Below are 19,099 nucleotides of genomic sequence, written 5' to 3'. Positions count from 1 at the left end.
GCGAAACACGCCGTGCCAATGAACACCCCCGCGACCGCAGGCTCCGACTTCGGGTCGAACCAGTGGCTGGTCGAGGAAATGTACGAGCAGTACAAGTCCGACAAGAACGCCGTTGACAAGTCCTGGTGGCCGGTGTTCGAGAAGTTCGAGGCGGAGGGCGGTGCGTCGGCCAACGGTGCCCGCACGGCCACGTCCCCGGACAAGGGATCGTCCGGCTCGAACGCGAAGGCGGCGCCTGCGAAGACAGCGACTCCCGCCAAGGCAACCCCTGCCAAGTCCACCCCCGCCAAGGCGACGCCCGCGCAGAAGCCGTCGGAGCCCGCACCGGCCGCAGACCAGGACACCACCACGGACCGCGGCGTCAACCCGTCGACGTCCGATGAGGAGACGGTGAAGGCCGAATCGAAGTCCGCCGGTGCAGAGAACCTGCCGGAGCGCCGGAGCGCCGTCGCGGAGGACATCGAGGACGTCGTCACGAAGCTGCGCGGCCCCGCGAAGCTGATCGCGACCAACATGGACCAGTCGCTCACCGTCCCGACCGCCACGTCGGTGAGGGCGCTGCCGGCCAAGGCGCTGATCGACAACCGCATCGTCATCAACTCGCACCTGAAGCGCACCCGCGGCGGGAAGGTCTCCTACACCCACATCATCGCGTACGCGATGGTGCGCGCCCTGCGGGAGTTCCCCAGCCAGAACGTCTACTACGACGTCCAGGACGGCAAGCCCGTCATGGTGCAGCCGGGGCATGTGAACCTGGGCATCGCGATCGACGTCCCGAAGAAGGACGGCACGCGCACCCTGCTCGTCCCGAACATCAAGAAGGCCGAGACGCTCACCTTCAAGGCGTTCGTCGACGCCTACGACGACCTGATCGTGCGTGCGCGCGACGGCAAGCTGACCGCCGACGACTTCGCCGGCACGACCGCGTCGCTCACGAATCCCGGCGGGATCGGCACGGTGCACTCCATGCCCCGCCTCACGGTCGGCCAGGGGTCGATCATCGGCGTGGGCGCACTCGACTACCCCGCAGAGTTCCAGGGGTCCAGCCAGGAGACGATCAACCGCCTGGCGATCTCGAAGGTGCTGACGCTCACCTCGACGTATGACCACCGTGTCATCCAGGGCGCGGGCTCCGGCGAGTTCCTCAAGCTCATCCACGGATTCCTCCTGGGCGATGACGGCTTCTACGACGACATCTTCGCCTCGCTGCGCCTGCCGTACGAGCCGGTCCGCTGGGTCCCCGACGTCTCCGCGGACGACTACGACGACATCAACAAGACGGCGCGCGTCATCGAGCTCATCGACGCCTACCGCGCCCGCGGTCACCTCATGGCGAACATCGACCCGCTCGTCTACCGCCAGCGCACCCACCCCGATCTGGACATCAACAGCCACGGTCTGACCCTGTGGGACCTCGAGCGCGAGTTCCCCACCGGCGGCCTGGGCGGCAAGCGACTGCTGCCGCTGCGCAGCATCCTCGGAATCCTCCGCGACTCCTACTGCCGCACGACCGGCATCGAGTACATGCACATCGCGGACCCGGAGCAGCGCCGCTGGTTCCAGTCCAAGCTCGAGAACCCGCTCCAGGAGCTCACGCGCGAGGAGCACGGTCACATCCTGGGCCGCCTCAATGCGGCCGAGGCCTTCGAGACCTTCCTGCAGACGAAGTACATCGGCCAGAAGCGGTTCTCGCTGGAGGGCGGCGAGTCGACGATCGTCCTGCTGGACGAGATCCTCAACCAGGCCGCTGACTCCGGGATGGACGAGGTCACCGTCGGCATGGCCCACCGCGGCCGCCTGAACGTGCTCACGAACATCGCCGGAAAGTCCTACGCGCAGGTCTTCAGCGAGTTCGAGGGCATCCCGGACCCGGGCGCCGTCCAGGGCTCCGGCGACGTGAAGTACCACCTGGGCACCAACGGCTCGTTCACATCGCCCGACGGCAACTCCACGAAGGTGTACGTCGCCGCGAACCCCAGCCACCTCGAGACGGTCAACCCCGTCCTCGAGGGCGTGGCCCGCGCCAAGCAGGACATCCTCGATCCGAACCAGACCGGCTTCCCCGTCCTCCCCGTGCTCGTGCACGGAGACGCGGCGTTCGCCGGCCAGGGCGTGGTGGCGGAGACGCTGCACCTCTCCGAGCTGCGCGGCTACCGCACCGGCGGCACGATCCACGTGGTCATCAACAACCAGGTGGGCTTCACGACTCCCCCGGCATCGGCACGCTCGTCCTTCTACTCGACCGACGTCGCGAAGATCATCAGCGCACCGGTCATCCACGTGAACGGCGACGACCCGGAAGCCGTCTACCGCGCAGCGCAGCTGGCCTTCGAGTACCGCCAGGCGTTCAACCGGGACATCGTCATCGACCTCGTGTGCTACCGCCGTCGCGGCCACAACGAGGGCGACGACCCGTCGATGACGCAGCCGGTCATGTACTCGCTGATCGACCGGAAGTCGACGGTCCGCAAGCTCTACACCGAATCCCTCGTGGGCCGGAAGCGCATCACGGAGGAAGAGGCGAAGGACGCGCTGGCGGACTTCCAGTCGAAGCTCGAATCCGCGTTCGCGGAGACGAAGGAGGCGGAGAACCAGGAGCAGCAGACCGACTCCGCGTTCGGGATCCGCCAGTCCACCCGCGCGATCGAGGGCCGCACGACGCCGGAGACGGCCGTGTCGCAGGAGCTCATCGAGCGGATCGGCGATGCCTTCATGGACATCCCGGAGGGCTTCACCATCCACAAGAAGCTCCGCAGCCTGCTGGAGAAGCGCAAGGAGATGACCCGCTCCGGCGGCATCGACTGGGGCTTCGCGGAGCTGCTGGCGTTCGGCTCGCTGCTGTACGAGGGCGTCCCGGTCCGCGTGTCCGGCCAGGACACGCGCCGCGGCACCTTCACGCAGCGCCACGCCGTGCTCGTCGACAACACCAACGGGAACGAATGGACCCCGCTCGCCAACCTCTCCGACGAGCAGGCGCGCTTCTGGATCTACAACTCCCTGCTGAGCGAGTACGCCGCGATGGGCTTCGAGTACGGCTACGCCGTCGAACGGCCCGAGGCGATGGTCCTGTGGGAGGCGCAGTTCGGCGACTTCATGCAGGGCGCCCAGTCGATCATCGATGAGTTCATCTCGTCGTCCGAGCAGAAGTGGACGCAGACGTCCGGCATCGTGCTCCTCCTGCCGCACGGCTACGAGGGACAGGGACCAGACCACTCGTCCGCACGCATCGAGCGCTTCCTGCAGCTCGCCGCACAGGACAACATGACCATCGCGAACCCAGCGGACGGAGCGTCGTACTTCCACCTGCTGCGTCGCCACGCGTACGCGGACGTGAAGCGCCCGCTCATCGTCTTCACACCGAAGTCGATGCTGCGCCTCAAGGCGGCCGCCACGTCCGTCGACCAGTTCACCTCCGGCACGTTCCAGCCCGTCATCGCGGACGCGAACGTGGACGCGAGCAAGGTCGACCGTGTGGTCCTGGTGTCCGGCAAGCTCTACTGGGAGCTCGTCGCCTCGCAGAAGAAGCGCGAGGACTCCCGCACCGCGATCGTCCGGTTCGAGCAGCTGTACCCGCTCGACGACGAGTCGATCCGCGAGGTGCTCTCGCAGTACCCCGCCGATGCCGAGGTCGTCTGGGCACAGGAGGAGCCGGAGAACCAGGGCGGGTGGCCGTTCATGCACTCGAACCTGCCGGAGCACCTGGACGGCCGTGCGCTGCGCGTCGTCGCACGGGCTGCATCCGCAGCGACCGCGACGGGCCTCAAGAGCATCCACGACAAGGAGCAGGCAGAGCTCCTCGACCGGGTCTTCGACCGCTGATGTCGCGCCGTCGTCATACCGTCGTCGTGGTCGGCGACCAGCTGGTCGCCGGACACGGCGACGGCCGCGGGCTGGGCTGGGTGGGGCGCGTCGCCGCCCGCACGTACCCGTCTGTCCCGGACAGCGACTTCTATGCGCTCGCGTCCGCAGACGAGGACTCATCCGGCCTCGCCGCCCGGTGCATGGAGGAGGCCTCCCGCAGGTTCTCCGAGCAGACGGAGAACCGTCTGGTGCTCGGGTTGGGATCGGCGGACACGGAATCCGGCATCTCCGTCGCCCGGGCCCGCCTCAACGTCGCGAACATCCTCGACTCAGCGCTGACGGCGGAGGTGCAGACGTTCGTCGTCGGTCCCGCTCCGGTGCACGACGGCGACCGGAACAGGCGCCTCGCGGAGTTCAACACGGGATTCGCGGACGTCGCCCACCGGCGCGGCATCGCCTACGTGGACACCTTCACGCCGCTGCGCTCGCATCCCGTCTGGCAGCGCGAGCTCGCGTCCACCCGGTCCGGGACGCCTGCGCAGGAGGGCTACGGGCTCATGGCCTGGCTGGTGCTCCATCGCGGATGGTTCGACTGGTTCGGCGTGGCCGACGCGCTGGCGGAGGACTGAGAGGACCCGGTGACTCCGGGACGCCGGTTGGCGCCCCGGCCGTCGCTGTGCAAGGATCGTATCCACCCGAAGAAGGAGTGAACCATGAGCAAGCGTGCACGCAAGCGCCGCGACCGCAAGAAGCGCGGTCCCAACCACGGCAAGCGTCCCAACGCATGATCGCCCGCCGCGTCCGGTGATCCACCGCGCGGCGCAGATCTGACGAAGGCCGGGAGACCCTGAGGGTCTCCCGGCCTTCGTCGCGTTCCGGTGGTGCTGGTGGTCGCCCAGCGGTACTGGTTCGAGCAGTACTGGTCCGCCCAGCCAGCGCAGCAGTCAGCCGATGCGGCGGATCACTGTGGTGCGCCGTTCGACGACGATCCGCTGCTGGATCCTCTCCCGCAGACCTTCCGGCGCCTGACCGGCCGTGCACGAGCGCCGGACCAGCTCCTTGAGGAGTGCTTCGATCTCGAACTCGCTGCTGCAGTCGGTGCAGTCGTCGAGGTGCGCCTGGATCTTCGTGATCTCGTGCGACTCGAGCTCACCGTCGAGGTAGTGGTAGATCCGCTCCAGGCTGCGCGCTCGTGCGCCGTCGGGGCAGGGACCGTCGTACGCTTCATCGCTCGCGCTCATGATTCCTCCTTCGACACTCCGAAGCCGCGTTCGCGTGCATAGTCGGCCAGCATCTCCCGCAGTTGACGCCGACCGCGGTGCAGGCGGGACATCACCGTGCCGATCGGGGTGCCCATGATCTCTGCGATCTCCTTGTAGGGCAGCCCTTCGACGTCCGCGTAGTAGACGACCATCCGGCGGTCCTCCTGCAGCGCGGACAGTGCGTCCGTCACGTCGGAGTCCGGCAGGTAGTCGAGGGCGACCAGCTCAGCGGAGCGGCCTTCGGAGGACGTGTGCCCGGCAGCCCGGTGGATCTGCCAGTCCTCGACGCCCTCGCCGCTCGACTCCTGCGGACGACGCTGCTTCTTGCGGTAGTTGTTGATGAAGGTGTTCGTCAGGATCCGATACAGCCACGCCTTCAGGTTGGTCCCCGGCGTGTACTGGTGGAAGGCCGCGTACGCCTTCGCGTAGGCCTCCTGCACCAGGTCTTCGGCATCTGCCGGGTTGCGCGTCATGCGCAGCGCAGCACCGTAGAGCTGGTTCACATATTCCAGCGCATCGCGCTCGAATCGCTCGTGGCGCTCGTCGTCAGTCTCCGCCGAAGGCGTCTGGGCAGTCTCAGTCATCAGATCCCATCGTACGGGGTCCGCGACCCGTTCACACGTGTCAGTCGGCACGGCCACCTCCTTATGCACGGGAAACGCCGCGCCCTGAGAGAGTATTCCGGTCGCCGGGCCCACAGGGCCGTCGGAACGATATGCTGAGCCGCAGACCGCAATTCCCTGCACGGAAGGATCCACCGTGAACCCTGTCCGACTCCTCGCCCGTCCCATGCTCGCCAGCGCGTACATCGCGAACGGCATCGCCCGCGTCCGCGATCCGCACGCATCCGTGGATTCGACGGAGGCCGTGCTCGCAGTCGCCCGCCGGGTCGTCGACGTGCCGGTCGGCGCGGACACGATCGCCCGCGCAACCGGTGCCGCCCAGGTGGCCGCAGGCGCGCTGCTGGCGATCGGGCGCTTCCCCCGCGCCGCCTCCACCGTGCTCGTGAGCACCTACGTGCTCGACCTCGCCGGAGAGGTCCTGAACAAGGACCGCGCCGCGACGAAGGAGGAGAAGAACGAGCGCCGCGCGAACCTGCTCATGCGCACGTCGATGCTGGGCGGTGCCCTGCTCGCGAGCGTCGACACCGCCGGTCGTCCCGGCCTCGTATGGCGCGCGCAGCACGCTGCAGAGGACCTCCGCAAGAACATCGAGAAGACGTCTGCGAAGGCCGTCGACGCCGTCTCCCAGCGTTGATGGCGGGTCCTGAGGCGTCACGCTGGGCGGCACCTGCCGCGCACGGACCGGTCCGGGCGACCGTCACGGTCCCCGGTTCCAAGTCCCTCACGAATCGCTATCTCGTCACGGCTGCGGCGGCGGACTCCCCGTCCGTCATCCGCAATCCGCTGGTCAGCCGCGACTCGACCCTCATGATCGAGGCCGTCCGCAGCCTGGGCGCCGGCGTCGAGGAGGATGAGGGCGGCGCTCTTCGGATCTCCCCCATCCCCTTCGGATCCCCGGCCGGCGGCGATCGTTCGCCGCTCGCCGTCGACTGCGGACTCGCCGGCACGGTCATGCGCTTCGTCCCGGCCCTGGCCGCGGCGACGGGTCGGCCCGTGCACTTCGATGGCGATGAGACGGCGTACACACGGCCGATGTCGACCATCCTCGACTCGCTCGAATCGCTGGGTGCCACCATCGATTCGTCGGACGGTCGGCTGCCGTTTCGCATCGACGCCCCGCAGGGCATGCGCGGCGGGCACGTGAGCATCGATGCCTCGGCCTCGAGCCAGTTCGTCTCCGGACTGCTGCTCTCCGGGAGCCTCTTCGACCTCGGCGTCGAGGTGACGCATACGGGACAGACGCTGCCGTCCCGGCCCCACATCGACATGACCGTCGAGGTGCTGTCCGATGCGGGGGTCCTCGTCGAGGAGCCGGAGCCGGGGCACTGGGTCGTCCAGCCGGGCAGGCCGCGCGGACTCGACGTCATCGTCGAACCGGACCTGTCGAACGCCGCCCCGTTCCTCGCCGCGGCACTCGTGACGGGCGGGAGCGTGACGATCCCCCACTGGCCCGTCCACACCACGCAGGCGGGCAACGAGTTCCGGCGCGTCGCAGAGGCCTTCGGCGGTCAGGTGGAGCAGGACCGGAACGGGCTCACGGTGACCGGACCCGCAGAGCTGCCGGCGGTCGACCTCGATCTGTCCGACGTCGGCGAGCTCACCCCCGTGACCGCGGCGGTCGCCGCCTTCGCCACGGGCACCAGCACGCTGCGCGGGATCGGCCATCTGCGCGGTCATGAGACGGACAGGCTGGCCGCCCTCACGACGGAGCTCACGAAGGCCGGTGCCGTCGTGGACGAGGGTGCCGACACCCTCACGTTCCGCTCGCCCCCGCACACCCCGTCGGTCTGGAGCACCTACCACGATCACCGCATGGTGATGGCCGGTGCGATCGTCGCCCTCCGCGTACCCGGTCTGGTGCTCGACGACCCGGACACGGTGTCGAAGACCATGCCGTCGTTCGTCGACCTGTGGACGGAGGCCGTGGGCGCCTGAGCGCTCACACCGGATATGGGTCGCGTCATCACGAGCGACGAGGAGTACCGTCCGCGCCCCAGCCGGCGCGGCAGCCGTCCGCGCACCAAGCAGCGTCCGGACTATGCGGATGCGGTGCGCGGGGTCATCGTGTCGGTCGACAGGGGCCGCTACCGCGTCATCGCCGGCACTGACCTGGCGTCCGCCTCCGCCGAGGCCCCGGTCGTCACCTGCGTCCGGGCCGCCCACCTGCGCCGCCGTGCCATCGTCCCGGGCGACCGCATCAGCATGGTCGGCGACACGAGCGGCGACGACGGATCCCTGGCCCGGATCGTCGCCGTGGAGGAGCGCACGACGGTCCTGCGCCGGTCATCCGACGACACGGATCCCACAGAGCGCGTCGTCGTCGCGAACGCGGACACGCTCGTGGCCGTCACGGCGACCGCGGATCCGGAGCCGTCGTGGGGCTTCCTCGATCGGACCATCGTCGCAGCGTTCGACGCCGGGATCCGGCCGCTGCTGGCCGTGACCAAGACGGACCTGGCGCCGGCCGATCAGATCCGTGAGCGCTTCGCGGATGTCGATGTGGAGATCGTCGAGTGCGGGTTCGATGAGGCCGGCCTGCCGCGCACGGACGCTCTCCTCCCCCACCTCGCAGATCGGCAGAGCGTGCTGCTCGGCCATTCCGGCGTGGGCAAGTCCACCCTCATCAACCGCCTGGTGCCCGGTGCGGACCGTGCGACCGGCTCCGTGAATGAGAACACCGGTTCGGGCCGTCACACGTCGTCGTCGACGTGGGCGCTGCCGCTGCCGCAGGGCGGCTGGGTGGTCGACACTCCGGGGGTCCGCAGCTTCGGCCTCGCCCACATCGACCCCGATGCCGTCGTCTCCGCGTACGAGGAGCTGACCCCGGCCACCGCAGACTGCCCGCGCGGCTGCACGCACGCCGAGGGCGCGGCGGGTTGCGCACTCGACGCCTGGGTCGCCTCCGGCGCGGCCGGTCCCGCGGGCACGCGCCGCCTCAGGTCCCTGCGGAGACTGCTGGGCAACCTCACGTGACCGCGTGCACACCACGCGGACACGAGCGCGAGGAGCCGTCCGGCTCCCTAGACTTGACCCATGACCACCGCAGACGATCTCACGCTCGCGCTCGAACTGGCCGATGCCGCCGACGCGATCTCGCTCCCGCGCTTCACCGCCCATGACTTCACGGTCGAGTCGAAGCCCGACCTCTCCCCCGTCACAGAGGTCGACCGCGCCGTCGAGCAGCACATGTCGGACGTCCTGGCCACCCGGCGCCCGGACGACGCGCTGCTGGGCGAGGAGTACGGGTCCCGTGGGGACGACACCGGCCGCCGCTGGATCATCGACCCCATCGACGGGACGAAGAACTTCGTCCGCGGAGTCCCCGTATGGGCGACGCTCATCGGCCTCTACGACGGGACCGAACCGATCCTGGGCGTGGTGAGCGCGCCGGCCCTCGGCCTGCGCTGGTGGGCCCGGATCGGCGGTGGAGCGCACCGCACGACGGCGGGCGGCCCGCCGCAGCCGATCGAGGTCTCGCAGGTCGGAGACCTGGCCGACGCCTCGGTGTCGTACTCCTCCCTGAGCGGATGGAAGGAGCGCGGGCTGCGCGACGGGTTCCTGGACTTCCTCGACGACGTCTGGCGCACGCGCGCCTACGGTGACTTCTGGTCCTACATGATGGTGGCCGAGGGCGTCGTGGACATCGCCGCGGAGCCGGAGTTGGAGCTCTACGACATGGCCGCGCTCGTCCCGATCGTCCTGGAGGCCGGAGGACGGTTCACCGGCCTCGACGGGGTCCCTGGTCCGTTCGGTGCGGACGCGGTCGCGAGCAACGGAGCCCTCCACGACTCAGCGATCGACCGGATCGGGGTGCGCTCATGACGGAACGCAGCACGGAGAAACACAGCATGGCGGATCACAGCACGGCGGACCGCAGCATGACCGATCACACGGGAGCGCCCGGCAGTCTGGAGGGCGAGCAGCCGGTCTGGCATCGGATGTCCGAGGCGGCCGGCCTCGTGAGCGCCGCCGGCGAGGTCCAGGAGACGGTGTTCGGACGCATGACGCAGCTGGCCGCGTCGCACGATGCGGTGAACCTGGGTCAGGGCGCACCGGGTGATCCGGCACCCGCGTTCCTGTTGGACGCCGCATACGAGGCGATGCGCGCGGGTGCGAATCAGTACGCCCCGCCCTCAGGGGTACCCGCACTCCGCGAAGCGATCGCGATGCACCGTCGGCGCGACTGGGGCCACGACGTCGCAGCCGCCGACGTCCTCGTGACGGCGGGGGCGACGGAGGCGCTGACGGCCACGATCGTCGCGCTCGCGCCGCGGGGCACGGACATCGTCGTGCTCGAGCCCTACTACGATTCGTACGCGGCCGCGGCCGCGCTCGCAGGTGCACGGCTGCGTCCCGTGGGACTGACGATCGACGACGGGTCGGTGCAGGTCGACTTCGAGGCGCTGGCGGACGCGCTCTCCGAGAACACCTCGATCGTGCTGCTGAACACCCCGCACAACCCCACGGGCCTCGTGCTCGATGCCGCGCAGATCCGCCGGGTGGGGGCATTGGCCGAATCGGTCGATGCGTGGCTGCTCACGGACGAGGTCTACGAGCATCTGGTCTTCGACGGGACCCACACGGCACCTGCGGCGGTGCTGGACAGCTCCCGGGTCGTCACCGTGTCATCGGCGGGCAAGGCCTTCAACGCGACGGGGTGGAAGATCGGGTGGCTGATCGGCTCCCCCGCCGTGCTCGAGGCCGTGCGCGCGGTGAAGCAGTACCTCACTTTCACGAGCGGAGCGCCGCTCCAGCCCGCGATCGCCGACGCGCTGATCGAGCATCCGGAGTTCCTCGCGGAGAACAGGCGGACGCTCGCGGCACGGCGCGACGACCTGGTCGCGGCGCTGCGAGAGGTCCCGGGGGCGGAGGTCGTGGTCCCCGCATCGGGGTACTTCGTGCTGGTGGACTTCAAGGGGTTCACGGATGCGGCCGTGGACGCATTCGCACTGAACGAGCGCCTGACCCGCGAGGTCGGCGTCACCGGCGTTCCGGTGCCCGCCCTGTGCCAGTCCGGGTCCGCGACCGCCGACGCGATGGCCGCGGTCGTCCGCTACTCGTTCTGCAAGGCCGCCGACGACGTCGCCGAGGCCGCGGCCCGGTTCCGCGCCTACGCGCAGACGCTCGCCGGCTGACTGGAGCCGGCTTGCAGAGGCCGGCTTGCCGAGGCTGAGTGAGGCCGGCTGTGCCGGCGCGCCACGCAATGACGAAGCCCGAGATGCTTAGCACCTCGGGCTTCGTCATTGCGTGGTTCAGGCGGAAGCGTCCGCCGCTCCAATCGCTGGTTGCAGCTGTGTCAGGCCTTGACCGCTTCGATGTCGATCTCGATGGTGACCTTGTCGGACACGAGCAGCTCGCCGCCCTTGAGCACGGCCTCGAAGTTCATGTCCCAGTCCTTGCGGTTGATGCGGCCGGTGGCGGAGAAGCCCGAGACGATGTTTCCGTTCGGGTCTTCAGCCGCACCGCCGAACTCCGCCTTGAGAGTGATGTCCTTGGTGATGCCGCGCATCGTGAGCTTGCCCGTCAGGTCGAACTCCTCGCCATCGAAGTTCGAGATGCCGGTGGATTCGAAGACGACCTTCGGGTTCTCCTCGGCCAGGAGGAAGTCACCCGACTGCAGGTGTCCGTCACGGTGCTCGTTGCCGGTGGTGATGGAGGAGGCGTCGGCCTCTGCACTGACCGTGCTGCTCTCGAAGTCCTCTCCGACGACGACCTCGCCGCCGATCACGTCGAACTGGCCGCGGACCTTCGAGACGCCAGCGTGGCGAGCGATGAAGGCGAACTTCGAGTGGACGGCGTCGATGTTCCAGGTTCCGGCTGTCAGGTTGTTCGGCAGAGCAGTCATTGTTTCTCCTCAAGTCGTTGTGTGTGTGACTACATTTAAGACATTAGTTGAAAGTTTAACCATGCGCAAGGGGCTTCATGGTTTCACTGCAGAGATTCAGGTCACACCCTGCGGCCGGCGGGTGCGCCCGCTCACGGAGGGCCGCGCATCCGCGGAGGGCCGCGCGCCCTTGCGCAATATTCGTTCACCTGTTCTAATTCCTGTTATGAGGTGGAACGCACAGAGCACAACAGATGACTCCGGTATCGCCGGTGCGACGGGAACACTCGAGCTGCCCGGGCTCCTACGGACGACGACCGTCCCGGAGTTCGCGGGGATGCGGTTCCACGAGGTGCGCGCGAAGTCCGCCCTGAACCGCGTCCCCGCCCGCAGCTCAATGCCGTTCGAATGGACGGTCAACCCCTACCGCGGGTGCTCTCATGCCTGCGTCTACTGCTTCGCGCGGAACACCCACACCTACTTGGATCTGGATTCCGGAAGCGACTTCGACCAGCAGGTCGTCGTGAAGGTCAACGTGGCCGACGTCCTCTCCGCAGAGGTGAACCGGCCGCGGTGGGGACGCGAGCACGTGGCTCTGGGTACCAACACAGACCCCTACCAGCGTGCCGAAGGACGATACCGGCTGATGCCCGGGATCATCGAGGCACTGGCCGGCAGCGACACCCCCTTCTCCCTTCTCACGAAGGGCACACTCCTGCGCCGCGACCTGCCGCTGCTGGCACGGGCCGCCGAGGAGGTCCCAGTGGACCTCGCGATGTCCATCGCCGTGTTCGATGACGAGCTGCAGCAGTCGATCGAACCGGGCACGCCCTCGACCAGAGCGCGGCTCGCAACGGTCCGGGCGGCGGCAGATCTTGGGTTCAGGGTCAGCGTGTTCCTCATGCCGGTCCTCCCCTACCTCACCGACTCCACGCAGCAGCTCGATGACGCACTGTCCGCCATCGCAGAGGCTGGCGCCCATCGCGTTGTCTACGGTGCACTGCATCTGCGCCCCGGCGCCCGCGAGTGGTACTTCGGATGGTTGAGGAAACAGCGTCCGGAGGTGATGGACGCCTATGCCGGGATGTACGCACATTCCGCGTACGCACCTCAGGCCTACCGACGAATGCTCGCGCGGCGCATCAGCCCACTCATAGCACGCCACGGCCTGACGGGTCAGAACGATGAAGAGACTCCGGAGCCAGCGCCCGCAGCCCCGACCGCTCCGCGCACAGCGCAGCCCGCGCTCTTCTGACCGAGAACTCAGGCGCTCTTCTTGGACTTCGCGGGACTCTTCTTCGTCGAGGAGCCCTCCGCCTCCGATGAACCCTTCCTCGCGAAGGCTTTCGTCGCGGAGCCCTTCTTCGCGGAGGCTTTCTTCTCAGCGCCCGTCTTCGAGGAGCCCTTCTTGGCGGACCCCTTCTTCGCAGAGGGCTTCGCTGAGGACTCTGCCTTCGACGTCGCGCCAGCCCGCTTCTTCCCTGCGGATCGTCCGCCCGAAGCCTTCTTCGAGGAGGAGCTCTTCGATGAACTACCGCTCTTCTTCGGAGCGCTCTTCCGCCTCTCGTCGACGCTGCGCTTGAGTGCCTCCATGAGGTCGATGACGTCGCCGCCCTCTGCTTCGCCCTCGTCGACGTCACCGAACGTGGCGTCCGTGTCGATCGCGTCGCCGTGCTCGAGCTTCTCCTCGATGAGTGTTCGCAGCTGCTCCTGGTATTCGTCGACGAACTGCTCCGGCTCGAAGTCCTCGGAGAACTGGTCGACGAGTGACCGGGCCATCTTCCGCTCCCGAGCGCTGATCTTCGCCTCGCCGCCGCTGGAGACGCCGTCGGACGACCGGATCTCATCCGCCCACAGCATCGTCTGCAGAACGATCACGTCGTCGCGCACGCGCAGAGCCGCCAGCCGAGTGCGAGACCTGAGCGCGAAGGTGACGATCGCAGTGCGACCCGCTTCCTCCAGGGTCTCTCGCAGGAGCGCGTAGGCTTTCGGATTCTTCGATGCCGGTTCGAGGTAGTAGCTCTTCTCGAACATCATCGGGTCGATCTGCTCGTCGGGGACGAACTGCACGACCTCGATCTCCTTCTCCTCCTCCGCCGGCATCGCCTTCAGGTCCTCGTCTGTGATGACGACGGTGTCCTCTCCGTCGTCGTAGGCCTTCTCGATGTGGTCGTAGTCGATCTTCTTCTCGCACACCTCGCATCGGCGCTGGTAGCGGATCCGACCACCGTCCTCATCGTGGACCTGATGGAGTGAGATGTCGTGTGAGCGCGTCGCGGAGTAGAGCTTCACGGGCACGCTCACCAACCCGAACGCCACGGTTCCCGACTAGATCGCGCGCATGTCCTCAACCCCTGTCGCAGGTGCCTCGACGGTACTAGCATTGCTGTTCAACCAGCGTAGCGATCGGTCGTACACGCAGAGGCGCAGCCTGCTCACCGACCGGCTGGAGCCGGGCAGCCATGTGCAGGTGCCCGACGACCTCGGCGTCCCTCTGCACACTGCGCTCGATGTGAGTCTGGAGCTGGGGCTGGAGGGCATCGTCGCGAAGCACGTCGACAGTGACTATCGGTCCGGTCGACGCTCGGAGAACTGGGTGAAGATCAAGCACGAGAAGCACCAGGAGGTCATCGTCATCGGGTGGCGCGAGGGCCACGGCTCTCGCGCACACACGTTCGGGTCCCTGCTGCTGGCGGTGCCGATCGACGGGACGCTGCACTACGCGGGTCGCGCCGGCAGCGGGTTCGATGACGAGGAGCTCGACGCCCTCCACACCCGCTTGGCCCGTATGCGCAGGAAGACGCCGGCGGCGACGGATGTGCCCACCGAGGACCGCAGGGACGCGACGTGGGTGAGCCCGAAGCTGGTCGGCGAGGTGCGGCACAGCGGTCTGACGCGTGACGGACGACTCCGTCACCCTGTGTGGCGCGGGCTCAGGCCCGACAAGGAACCCGACGAGGTGGCGTGGGAGGAGGGCTGAGCCTCAGCCCTCTCGCATCTGGGCACGCGGCAGTCAGAACCAGACGTCCGCCAGCATCTGGAGCGTGCGGTCGCGGACTGCAGGATCGTACGCGTAGGTGACGGTGATGAGCTCGTCGGCGCCGGTGCGCTCGACGAAGGCATCGAGCTGGCCCTTCACAGTCGACGGGGAGCCGACCGCACTGATCTCCAGCATCGGATTGCGTCTTCCGCCACGAGCGGCGAACGCCTCCGGCTCGATCGGAGGCTGGAGCTTGCGCCGACCGCCGGAGCTGAGGTCCATGAACATCTGCCCGACCGTCGTGAACTCGTAGGCCGCTTCCTCATCCGTGGGCGCGACCATCACGTTGATGCCTGCCATGACGTAGGGCTCATCGATCTGCGCGGTCGGCGATTCCGTCGTGAAGGATTCGCGGTAGACGCGGATCGCCTGGTCGATCTGGTCGGGAGCGAAGTGCGAGGCTACCGAGAACGGCAGCCCCAGCTGACCTGCGATCGCAGCACCGTTCACGGTGGAACCCAGCACCCAGATCGGCACGTTCGTGTGTGCGGAGACGGCAGAGATGATCGGCGTGGTGTGAGCCCGGCCCTCTTCACCGAACCATCCCTGCAGGTCGTAGATGTTCTGAGCGAACGCCTGGGGCTCTGCCGACGAACGCGCGAGCGCCTGTGCGGTCATCTGATCGGTGCCGGGCGCTCGTCCGAGGCCCAGATCGATCCGGTCGCCGTACATGTTCGCGAGGGTCCCGTACTGTTCGGCAACCATGAGCGGCGCATGGTTGGGGAGCATGACGCCGCCGGATCCGAGACGAATAGTCTCCGTCGCCTCGGCGGCGTGGGCGATGAGCAGTGCTGTCGCACTCGCAGCGAGGTTCACGGTGTTGTGGTGCTCCGCGAACCACAGCCTCCGGTAGCCGAGGCGGTCGGCGAGCTGTGCAGAGCGCACCGATGCGGCGATGCCGTCACGGGCCGTCGACCCTTCGGAGATGGAGACGAGGTCGAGAATGCTCAAGGGAACGGGCACAGCGGGGTACTCCTCTGATCGCGGGGTTCAGGTCGACCAGCGCGGGGCCGACCTTCGCCGAGCACAACCCCGCGGCGACATCCTTCTATTCCGCGCTTGCAGCCCCGAAGCGAGGCTGCCGAGAGGGGACGCAGATCTGTGTCAGATGTCTTCGGCCCACGCCACGTCATCCAGGGACAGCTGCTCTGTCATGTCGCGGAAGAAGTCGATGACGATGTCCCGCTGCTCAGCGGTCAACCGCGCCGCGGAGTCGAATCGCTTCGCGTGCTGCCGTCCTACGGTGTCCATCGCGGACTCCAGAGTCCCCGGCGTCACACGCACCACGAAGGCGCGGCGGTCGGTAGGATGCACCTCGCGCGTGATGTGTGCTCCGTGCTCCAGCCGGTTGAGGAGTTTGGTGGTCGACGCCGCGGAGATCTGCAGATGGGCGGCGAGCATTCCGGGAGTGACCATCGTCCCGCGGTTGCTCGCCACGATGAGGTACTGGATCGCACGCATGTCCTGCTGGCTCAGCTTCATGTACTTCTGCGAGGCCTCGGTCAGGCGCTGCTCGGCCGCGCGAAGGTCCGCGATCCCGCGCATGAGTCGCCCGATCTGCTCGATGTCATCGGTCGACATGCCGGAACGATCGACGAGGCGATGCAGCGGGTCCGCCGCATCGACCTCATACAGGTTCTCCGATACGGCATCGGTCCCGGACTCTGGTGCTGACATGCTGGCCATCCTACGACTCGCGCACAGCGCGGCCGCACACTACTATCCCCCGGTTTACTATTGTCATTCCGACAGTATAGTGTGCACCTGGGAAGCCGCCAGGTCGACCCTCCCCACCCATTCCAGGAGTCGCAGATGAGTCATCGCCTACCAACCAGCAGCCGTGTTCCCCGCTGGCTGCGTGTCTTCCTTCCCGCCCTCCTCATCCTTCTGTGGCTGACGGGCGCGGCAGTGGGCGGGCCATACTTCGGGAAGGTCTCGGAGGTCTCCTCCAACGATCAGACGTCGTACCTGCCCGAATCCGCGGATGCGACGGCGGTGCAGGAGCTGCTGGGCGAGTTCAATGATGCGGACACCATCCCAGCGGTGGTCGTCTTCACCTCTGACACGGAGCTCTCGGACGAGCGTCTGGAAGACATCGACGAGGCTGTGTCGCAGCTGCCCGACATCGCCGGTGTCCAGGACGACCTGTCTCCCGTGATCCCCTCTGACGATGGGCTCGCAGCCCAGTCGTTCGTGCCGATCGGCTCCGACGCGGAACTGGGTGACGTCGTAGCGGAGGTCTCGGACACGCTCGGCGCGGATCTGCCCGACGACGTGGAGGTCTTCGTCACCGGTCCGGCGGGGTTCAGCGCTGACCTCGCAGCCGGGTTCGCCGGCATCGACGGGCTGCTGCTGGCAGTAGCACTCGCGGCAGTCTTCCTCATCCTCATCGTCGTCTACCGCTCCCTTCTCCTGCCGATCGCGGTGTTGTCGACGAGTGTCTTCGCTCTCACTGTCGCTCTGCTGACCGTCTGGTGGCTGGCGAAGGCGGATGTCCTCCTGCTGAGCGGTCAGACTCAGGGCATCCTCTTCATCCTCGTCATCGGCGCGGCGACCGACTACTCACTCCTGTACGTCGCGCGCTATCGGGAGGCGCTGCGCGTCCACGAGGACAAGTGGACCGCCTCCCTGCAGGGCCTGCGGGGATCGGTCGAACCGATCCTGGCGTCCGGCGGAACGGTCATCGCAGGCCTTCTGTGCCTGCTCCTGAGTGATCTCAAGTCGAACAGCACGCTGGGGCCCGTCGCCTCGATCGGCATAGGCTTCGCAATGCTGTCCGCCCTCACCCTCCTGCCCGCGATCCTCTACGCGTTCGGCCGGGCCGCCTTCTGGCCCCGCCGTCCGCGCTTCGAGCCCGAGCTCGTGGCGGCAGAAGGCGGAGTGCCCACGCGCGGGTTCTGGGCGCGGATCGGGCGCGTCGTGGAGCGCAAACCCCGACGCATCTGGATCGGCACGACCCTCCTGCTGCTCGTGGGCGCTCTGGGCCTCACCCAACTCGATGCCGAAGGTGTGCCTCAGTCGGAACTGGTGCTGGGCGCCTCCGAGGCGCGCGATGGACAGGCGGCTCTGGGCGAGCACTTCCCCGGCGGCTCGGGAAGCCCCGCCTACATCGTCACCGACACGGATTCCCTTCAGGAGTCCGCAGATGTACTCCTCGACAACCCGGGAGTCGACGGCGTCACCGTGACCACCGACGAGGCCGACGCGGGCTCCGCGCCCGTCGACGAGGACGGAGTCAGGGCGTACGGACCTCCGGGCACTCCGGTGCCGGAGCCCACCGAGGTCGACGGCTCCATCATGCTCCAGGCGACTCTGAGCGACCCTGCGGATTCCGCGGCCGCGCAGGACACAGTGCGCGATCTGCGGGAGGCATATGCCTCTGCCGACGCCGATGTGCTGGTGGGAGGAGTGACCGCCACGGCGGTGGACACCAATGAGGCGGCCATCCACGACCGGAACCTCATCATCCCCATCGTGCTGGTGGTCATCCTGCTGATCCTCATGGTGCTCCTGCGATCGGTGCTCGCTCCGATCCTGCTGGTGCTCACGACCGTGCTGTCCTTCGGCACTGCAATGGGAGTCGCAGCGCTCGTGTTCAACCACGTGTTCGACTTCCCCGGAGCCGACCCCGCCGTCCCCCTCTACGGATTCGTCTTCCTCGTGGCACTGGGGATCGACTACAACATCTTCCTCATGACCCGCGTGCGGGAGGAGTCACTGGGGCATGGGACTCGACCCGGTGTCATCCGAGCGCTGGCTGTGACCGGAGGCGTCATCACCTCTGCAGGCGTCGTGCTGGCCGCGACGTTCGCCGCACTGTCTGTCATCCCGATCCTCTTCCTCGCACAGATCGCGTTCATCGTGGCGTTCGGCGTCCTGCTCGACACGTTCCTCGTCAGGGCACTGCTCGTCCCGGCTCTGGTCCATGACATCGGACCTGCCGTGTGGTGGCCGTCCGCGCTCGCGCGGGGAGGGAAGCGGGAGGGGAAACGAAGCCCACGTCACTGAGGGCGTCTAGGGTGAGCACTGAGCGGAACGACCGCTCGCGCACACTCGTCGCACCACGAAAGGCGGACTCCCCATGGCACTCCCCTCGATCGCGAGCATCGCACTGCGCTCCGTGCCCGGCGCCTTCATCCTCAATTCGGGCATCGGGAAGCTCGACATGGACGAAGGCACAGCCGGATACCTCCACGCGGAGGCAGTCAAGGGCATCCCTGCTCTTGCGAACCTGGAATCCCAGCAGTTCGGGAAGCTCCTCGCACTCGGCGAGATCGCCGTGGGCGGCGCCCTCCTGCTCCCCGTCGTGCCCAACCGCCTCGCCGGTCTGGCACTGGGCGGATTCTCCGCAGGAATGCTGAGCATCTACTTCCGCGACCCGGAGAAGACGGAGGAGGACGGAGTCCGCCCGTCCGGTGCAGGCACCGGCCTGGCCAAGGACTCCTGGATGGCTGCGATCGCAGTGGCGCTCATCGCCGGAGTCGGCGGATCCACCGCGAAGAAGAAGAAAAAGCAGAAGTGACGGCGGCCGCCTCCCCCTCACGCTGAG

18 protein-coding genes are annotated in these 19,099 nt (G+C 67.7%); 12 read left to right on the top strand and 6 right to left on the bottom strand.

Going from position 1 to position 19,099, the window contains the following annotated elements; all coding sequences use genetic code 11:
• Nucleotides 1-12: 12 nt before the first annotated feature.
• From FM105_RS12275 to FM105_RS15060, 3 genes are all read left to right on the top strand, one after another.
• Nucleotides 13-3,819 carry a multifunctional oxoglutarate decarboxylase/oxoglutarate dehydrogenase thiamine pyrophosphate-binding subunit/dihydrolipoyllysine-residue succinyltransferase subunit gene (locus tag FM105_RS12275; protein ID WP_444861024.1) on the top strand — a complete coding sequence of 1,269 codons (3,807 nt, stop codon included), beginning with the start codon at nucleotides 13-15 and terminating at the stop codon, nucleotides 3,817-3,819.
• On the top strand, nucleotides 3,819-4,430 hold the full coding sequence (locus tag FM105_RS12270; protein ID WP_087008656.1) for a GDSL-type esterase/lipase family protein: 612 nt from the start codon (nucleotides 3,819-3,821) through the stop codon (nucleotides 4,428-4,430). The genes FM105_RS12275 and FM105_RS12270 overlap by 1 nt, the downstream gene beginning before the upstream one ends.
• 84 nt (nucleotides 4,431-4,514) lie before the next feature.
• Nucleotides 4,515-4,589, top strand: a complete 75-nt coding sequence (locus tag FM105_RS15060) for a 50S ribosomal protein bL37 (RefSeq protein WP_373404784.1) — start codon at nucleotides 4,515-4,517, stop codon at nucleotides 4,587-4,589.
• Nucleotides 4,590-4,745: 156 nt separating this feature from the next.
• Here FM105_RS15060 and rsrA read toward each other — a convergent pair whose 3' ends face one another.
• The gene (gene rsrA / locus FM105_RS12265; RefSeq protein ID WP_087008654.1) at nucleotides 4,746-5,042 is read right to left on the bottom strand and encodes a mycothiol system anti-sigma-R factor; all 297 of its coding nucleotides are present in this window, start codon (nucleotides 5,040-5,042) and stop codon (nucleotides 4,746-4,748) included.
• The gene (locus FM105_RS12260; RefSeq protein ID WP_087008721.1) at nucleotides 5,039-5,647 is read right to left on the bottom strand and encodes a sigma-70 family RNA polymerase sigma factor; all 609 of its coding nucleotides are present in this window, start codon (nucleotides 5,645-5,647) and stop codon (nucleotides 5,039-5,041) included. Before FM105_RS12260 ends, rsrA begins: the two co-directional genes overlap by 4 nt.
• 175 nt (nucleotides 5,648-5,822) lie before the next feature.
• Here FM105_RS12260 and FM105_RS12255 point away from each other — a divergent pair, with 175 nt between their 5' ends.
• From FM105_RS12255 to FM105_RS12235, 5 genes are read left to right on the top strand one after another with little or no spacing between them, the layout of a single operon-like run.
• On the top strand, nucleotides 5,823-6,320 hold the full coding sequence (locus tag FM105_RS12255) for a DoxX family protein (protein ID WP_087008652.1): 498 nt from the start codon (nucleotides 5,823-5,825) through the stop codon (nucleotides 6,318-6,320).
• Nucleotides 6,320-7,621, top strand: a complete 1,302-nt coding sequence (gene aroA / locus FM105_RS12250; protein WP_087008650.1) for a 3-phosphoshikimate 1-carboxyvinyltransferase — start codon at nucleotides 6,320-6,322, stop codon at nucleotides 7,619-7,621. The genes FM105_RS12255 and aroA overlap by 1 nt, the downstream gene beginning before the upstream one ends.
• A gap of 15 nt (nucleotides 7,622-7,636) precedes the next feature.
• Nucleotides 7,637-8,659 (top strand): ribosome small subunit-dependent GTPase A, encoded by a 1,023-nt coding sequence (gene rsgA, locus FM105_RS12245; RefSeq protein ID WP_087008648.1) that lies wholly within the window; start codon nucleotides 7,637-7,639, stop codon nucleotides 8,657-8,659.
• Between the two features lie 60 nt (nucleotides 8,660-8,719).
• A complete protein-coding gene (gene hisN, locus FM105_RS12240; RefSeq protein ID WP_087008646.1) occupies nucleotides 8,720-9,508 on the top strand; it encodes a histidinol-phosphatase in 789 nt (262 codons plus the stop codon).
• A gap of 56 nt (nucleotides 9,509-9,564) precedes the next feature.
• Nucleotides 9,565-10,821 (top strand): aminotransferase class I/II-fold pyridoxal phosphate-dependent enzyme, encoded by a 1,257-nt coding sequence (locus FM105_RS12235; protein WP_087008719.1) that lies wholly within the window; start codon nucleotides 9,565-9,567, stop codon nucleotides 10,819-10,821.
• 161 nt (nucleotides 10,822-10,982) lie between these two features.
• Here the strand turns inward: FM105_RS12235 and FM105_RS12230 are convergent, their stop codons facing one another.
• Nucleotides 10,983-11,531 carry a YceI family protein gene (locus FM105_RS12230; RefSeq protein WP_087008644.1) on the bottom strand — a complete coding sequence of 183 codons (549 nt, stop codon included), beginning with the start codon at nucleotides 11,529-11,531 and terminating at the stop codon, nucleotides 10,983-10,985.
• Nucleotides 11,532-11,736: 205 nt separating this feature from the next.
• On the opposite strand from FM105_RS12230, the gene FM105_RS12225 reads away from it, so the two are divergent.
• The gene (locus tag FM105_RS12225) at nucleotides 11,737-12,765 is read left to right on the top strand and encodes an Rv2578c family radical SAM protein (protein WP_087008642.1); all 1,029 of its coding nucleotides are present in this window, start codon (nucleotides 11,737-11,739) and stop codon (nucleotides 12,763-12,765) included.
• Between the two features lie 8 nt (nucleotides 12,766-12,773).
• Here FM105_RS12225 and ku read toward each other — a convergent pair whose 3' ends face one another.
• Nucleotides 12,774-13,829 carry a non-homologous end joining protein Ku gene (ku, locus tag FM105_RS12220; protein WP_256970383.1) on the bottom strand — a complete coding sequence of 352 codons (1,056 nt, stop codon included), beginning with the start codon at nucleotides 13,827-13,829 and terminating at the stop codon, nucleotides 12,774-12,776.
• A 22-nt stretch (nucleotides 13,830-13,851) separates the two neighbouring features.
• Between ku and FM105_RS12215 the strand changes: the two genes are divergently transcribed.
• Nucleotides 13,852-14,490, top strand: coding sequence for an ATP dependent DNA ligase (locus FM105_RS12215; protein ID WP_087008640.1), 639 nt, complete (start codon nucleotides 13,852-13,854; stop codon nucleotides 14,488-14,490).
• A 33-nt stretch (nucleotides 14,491-14,523) separates the two neighbouring features.
• Here the strand turns inward: FM105_RS12215 and FM105_RS12210 are convergent, their stop codons facing one another.
• The gene (locus FM105_RS12210) at nucleotides 14,524-15,513 is read right to left on the bottom strand and encodes an LLM class flavin-dependent oxidoreductase (RefSeq protein ID WP_087008638.1); all 990 of its coding nucleotides are present in this window, start codon (nucleotides 15,511-15,513) and stop codon (nucleotides 14,524-14,526) included.
• 141 nt (nucleotides 15,514-15,654) lie between these two features.
• A complete protein-coding gene (locus FM105_RS12205; protein ID WP_087008636.1) occupies nucleotides 15,655-16,227 on the bottom strand; it encodes a MarR family winged helix-turn-helix transcriptional regulator in 573 nt (190 codons plus the stop codon).
• A gap of 135 nt (nucleotides 16,228-16,362) precedes the next feature.
• Between FM105_RS12205 and FM105_RS12200 the strand changes: the two genes are divergently transcribed.
• Together FM105_RS12200 and FM105_RS12195 are read left to right on the top strand one after the other, a co-directional pair.
• A complete protein-coding gene (locus FM105_RS12200; RefSeq protein WP_087008633.1) occupies nucleotides 16,363-18,558 on the top strand; it encodes an MMPL family transporter in 2,196 nt (731 codons plus the stop codon).
• A 73-nt stretch (nucleotides 18,559-18,631) separates the two neighbouring features.
• Nucleotides 18,632-19,072, top strand: coding sequence for a hypothetical protein (locus FM105_RS12195; protein WP_087008631.1), 441 nt, complete (start codon nucleotides 18,632-18,634; stop codon nucleotides 19,070-19,072).
• Nucleotides 19,073-19,099: the final 27 nt, after the last annotated feature.

The organism is Brevibacterium yomogidense (assembly GCF_900163715.1).
Classification (GTDB): domain Bacteria; phylum Actinomycetota; class Actinomycetes; order Actinomycetales; family Brevibacteriaceae; genus Brevibacterium; species Brevibacterium yomogidense_A.
Note: the sequence above shows the minus strand (reverse complement) of the source record. Positions and strands in the feature narration are given on the sequence as shown.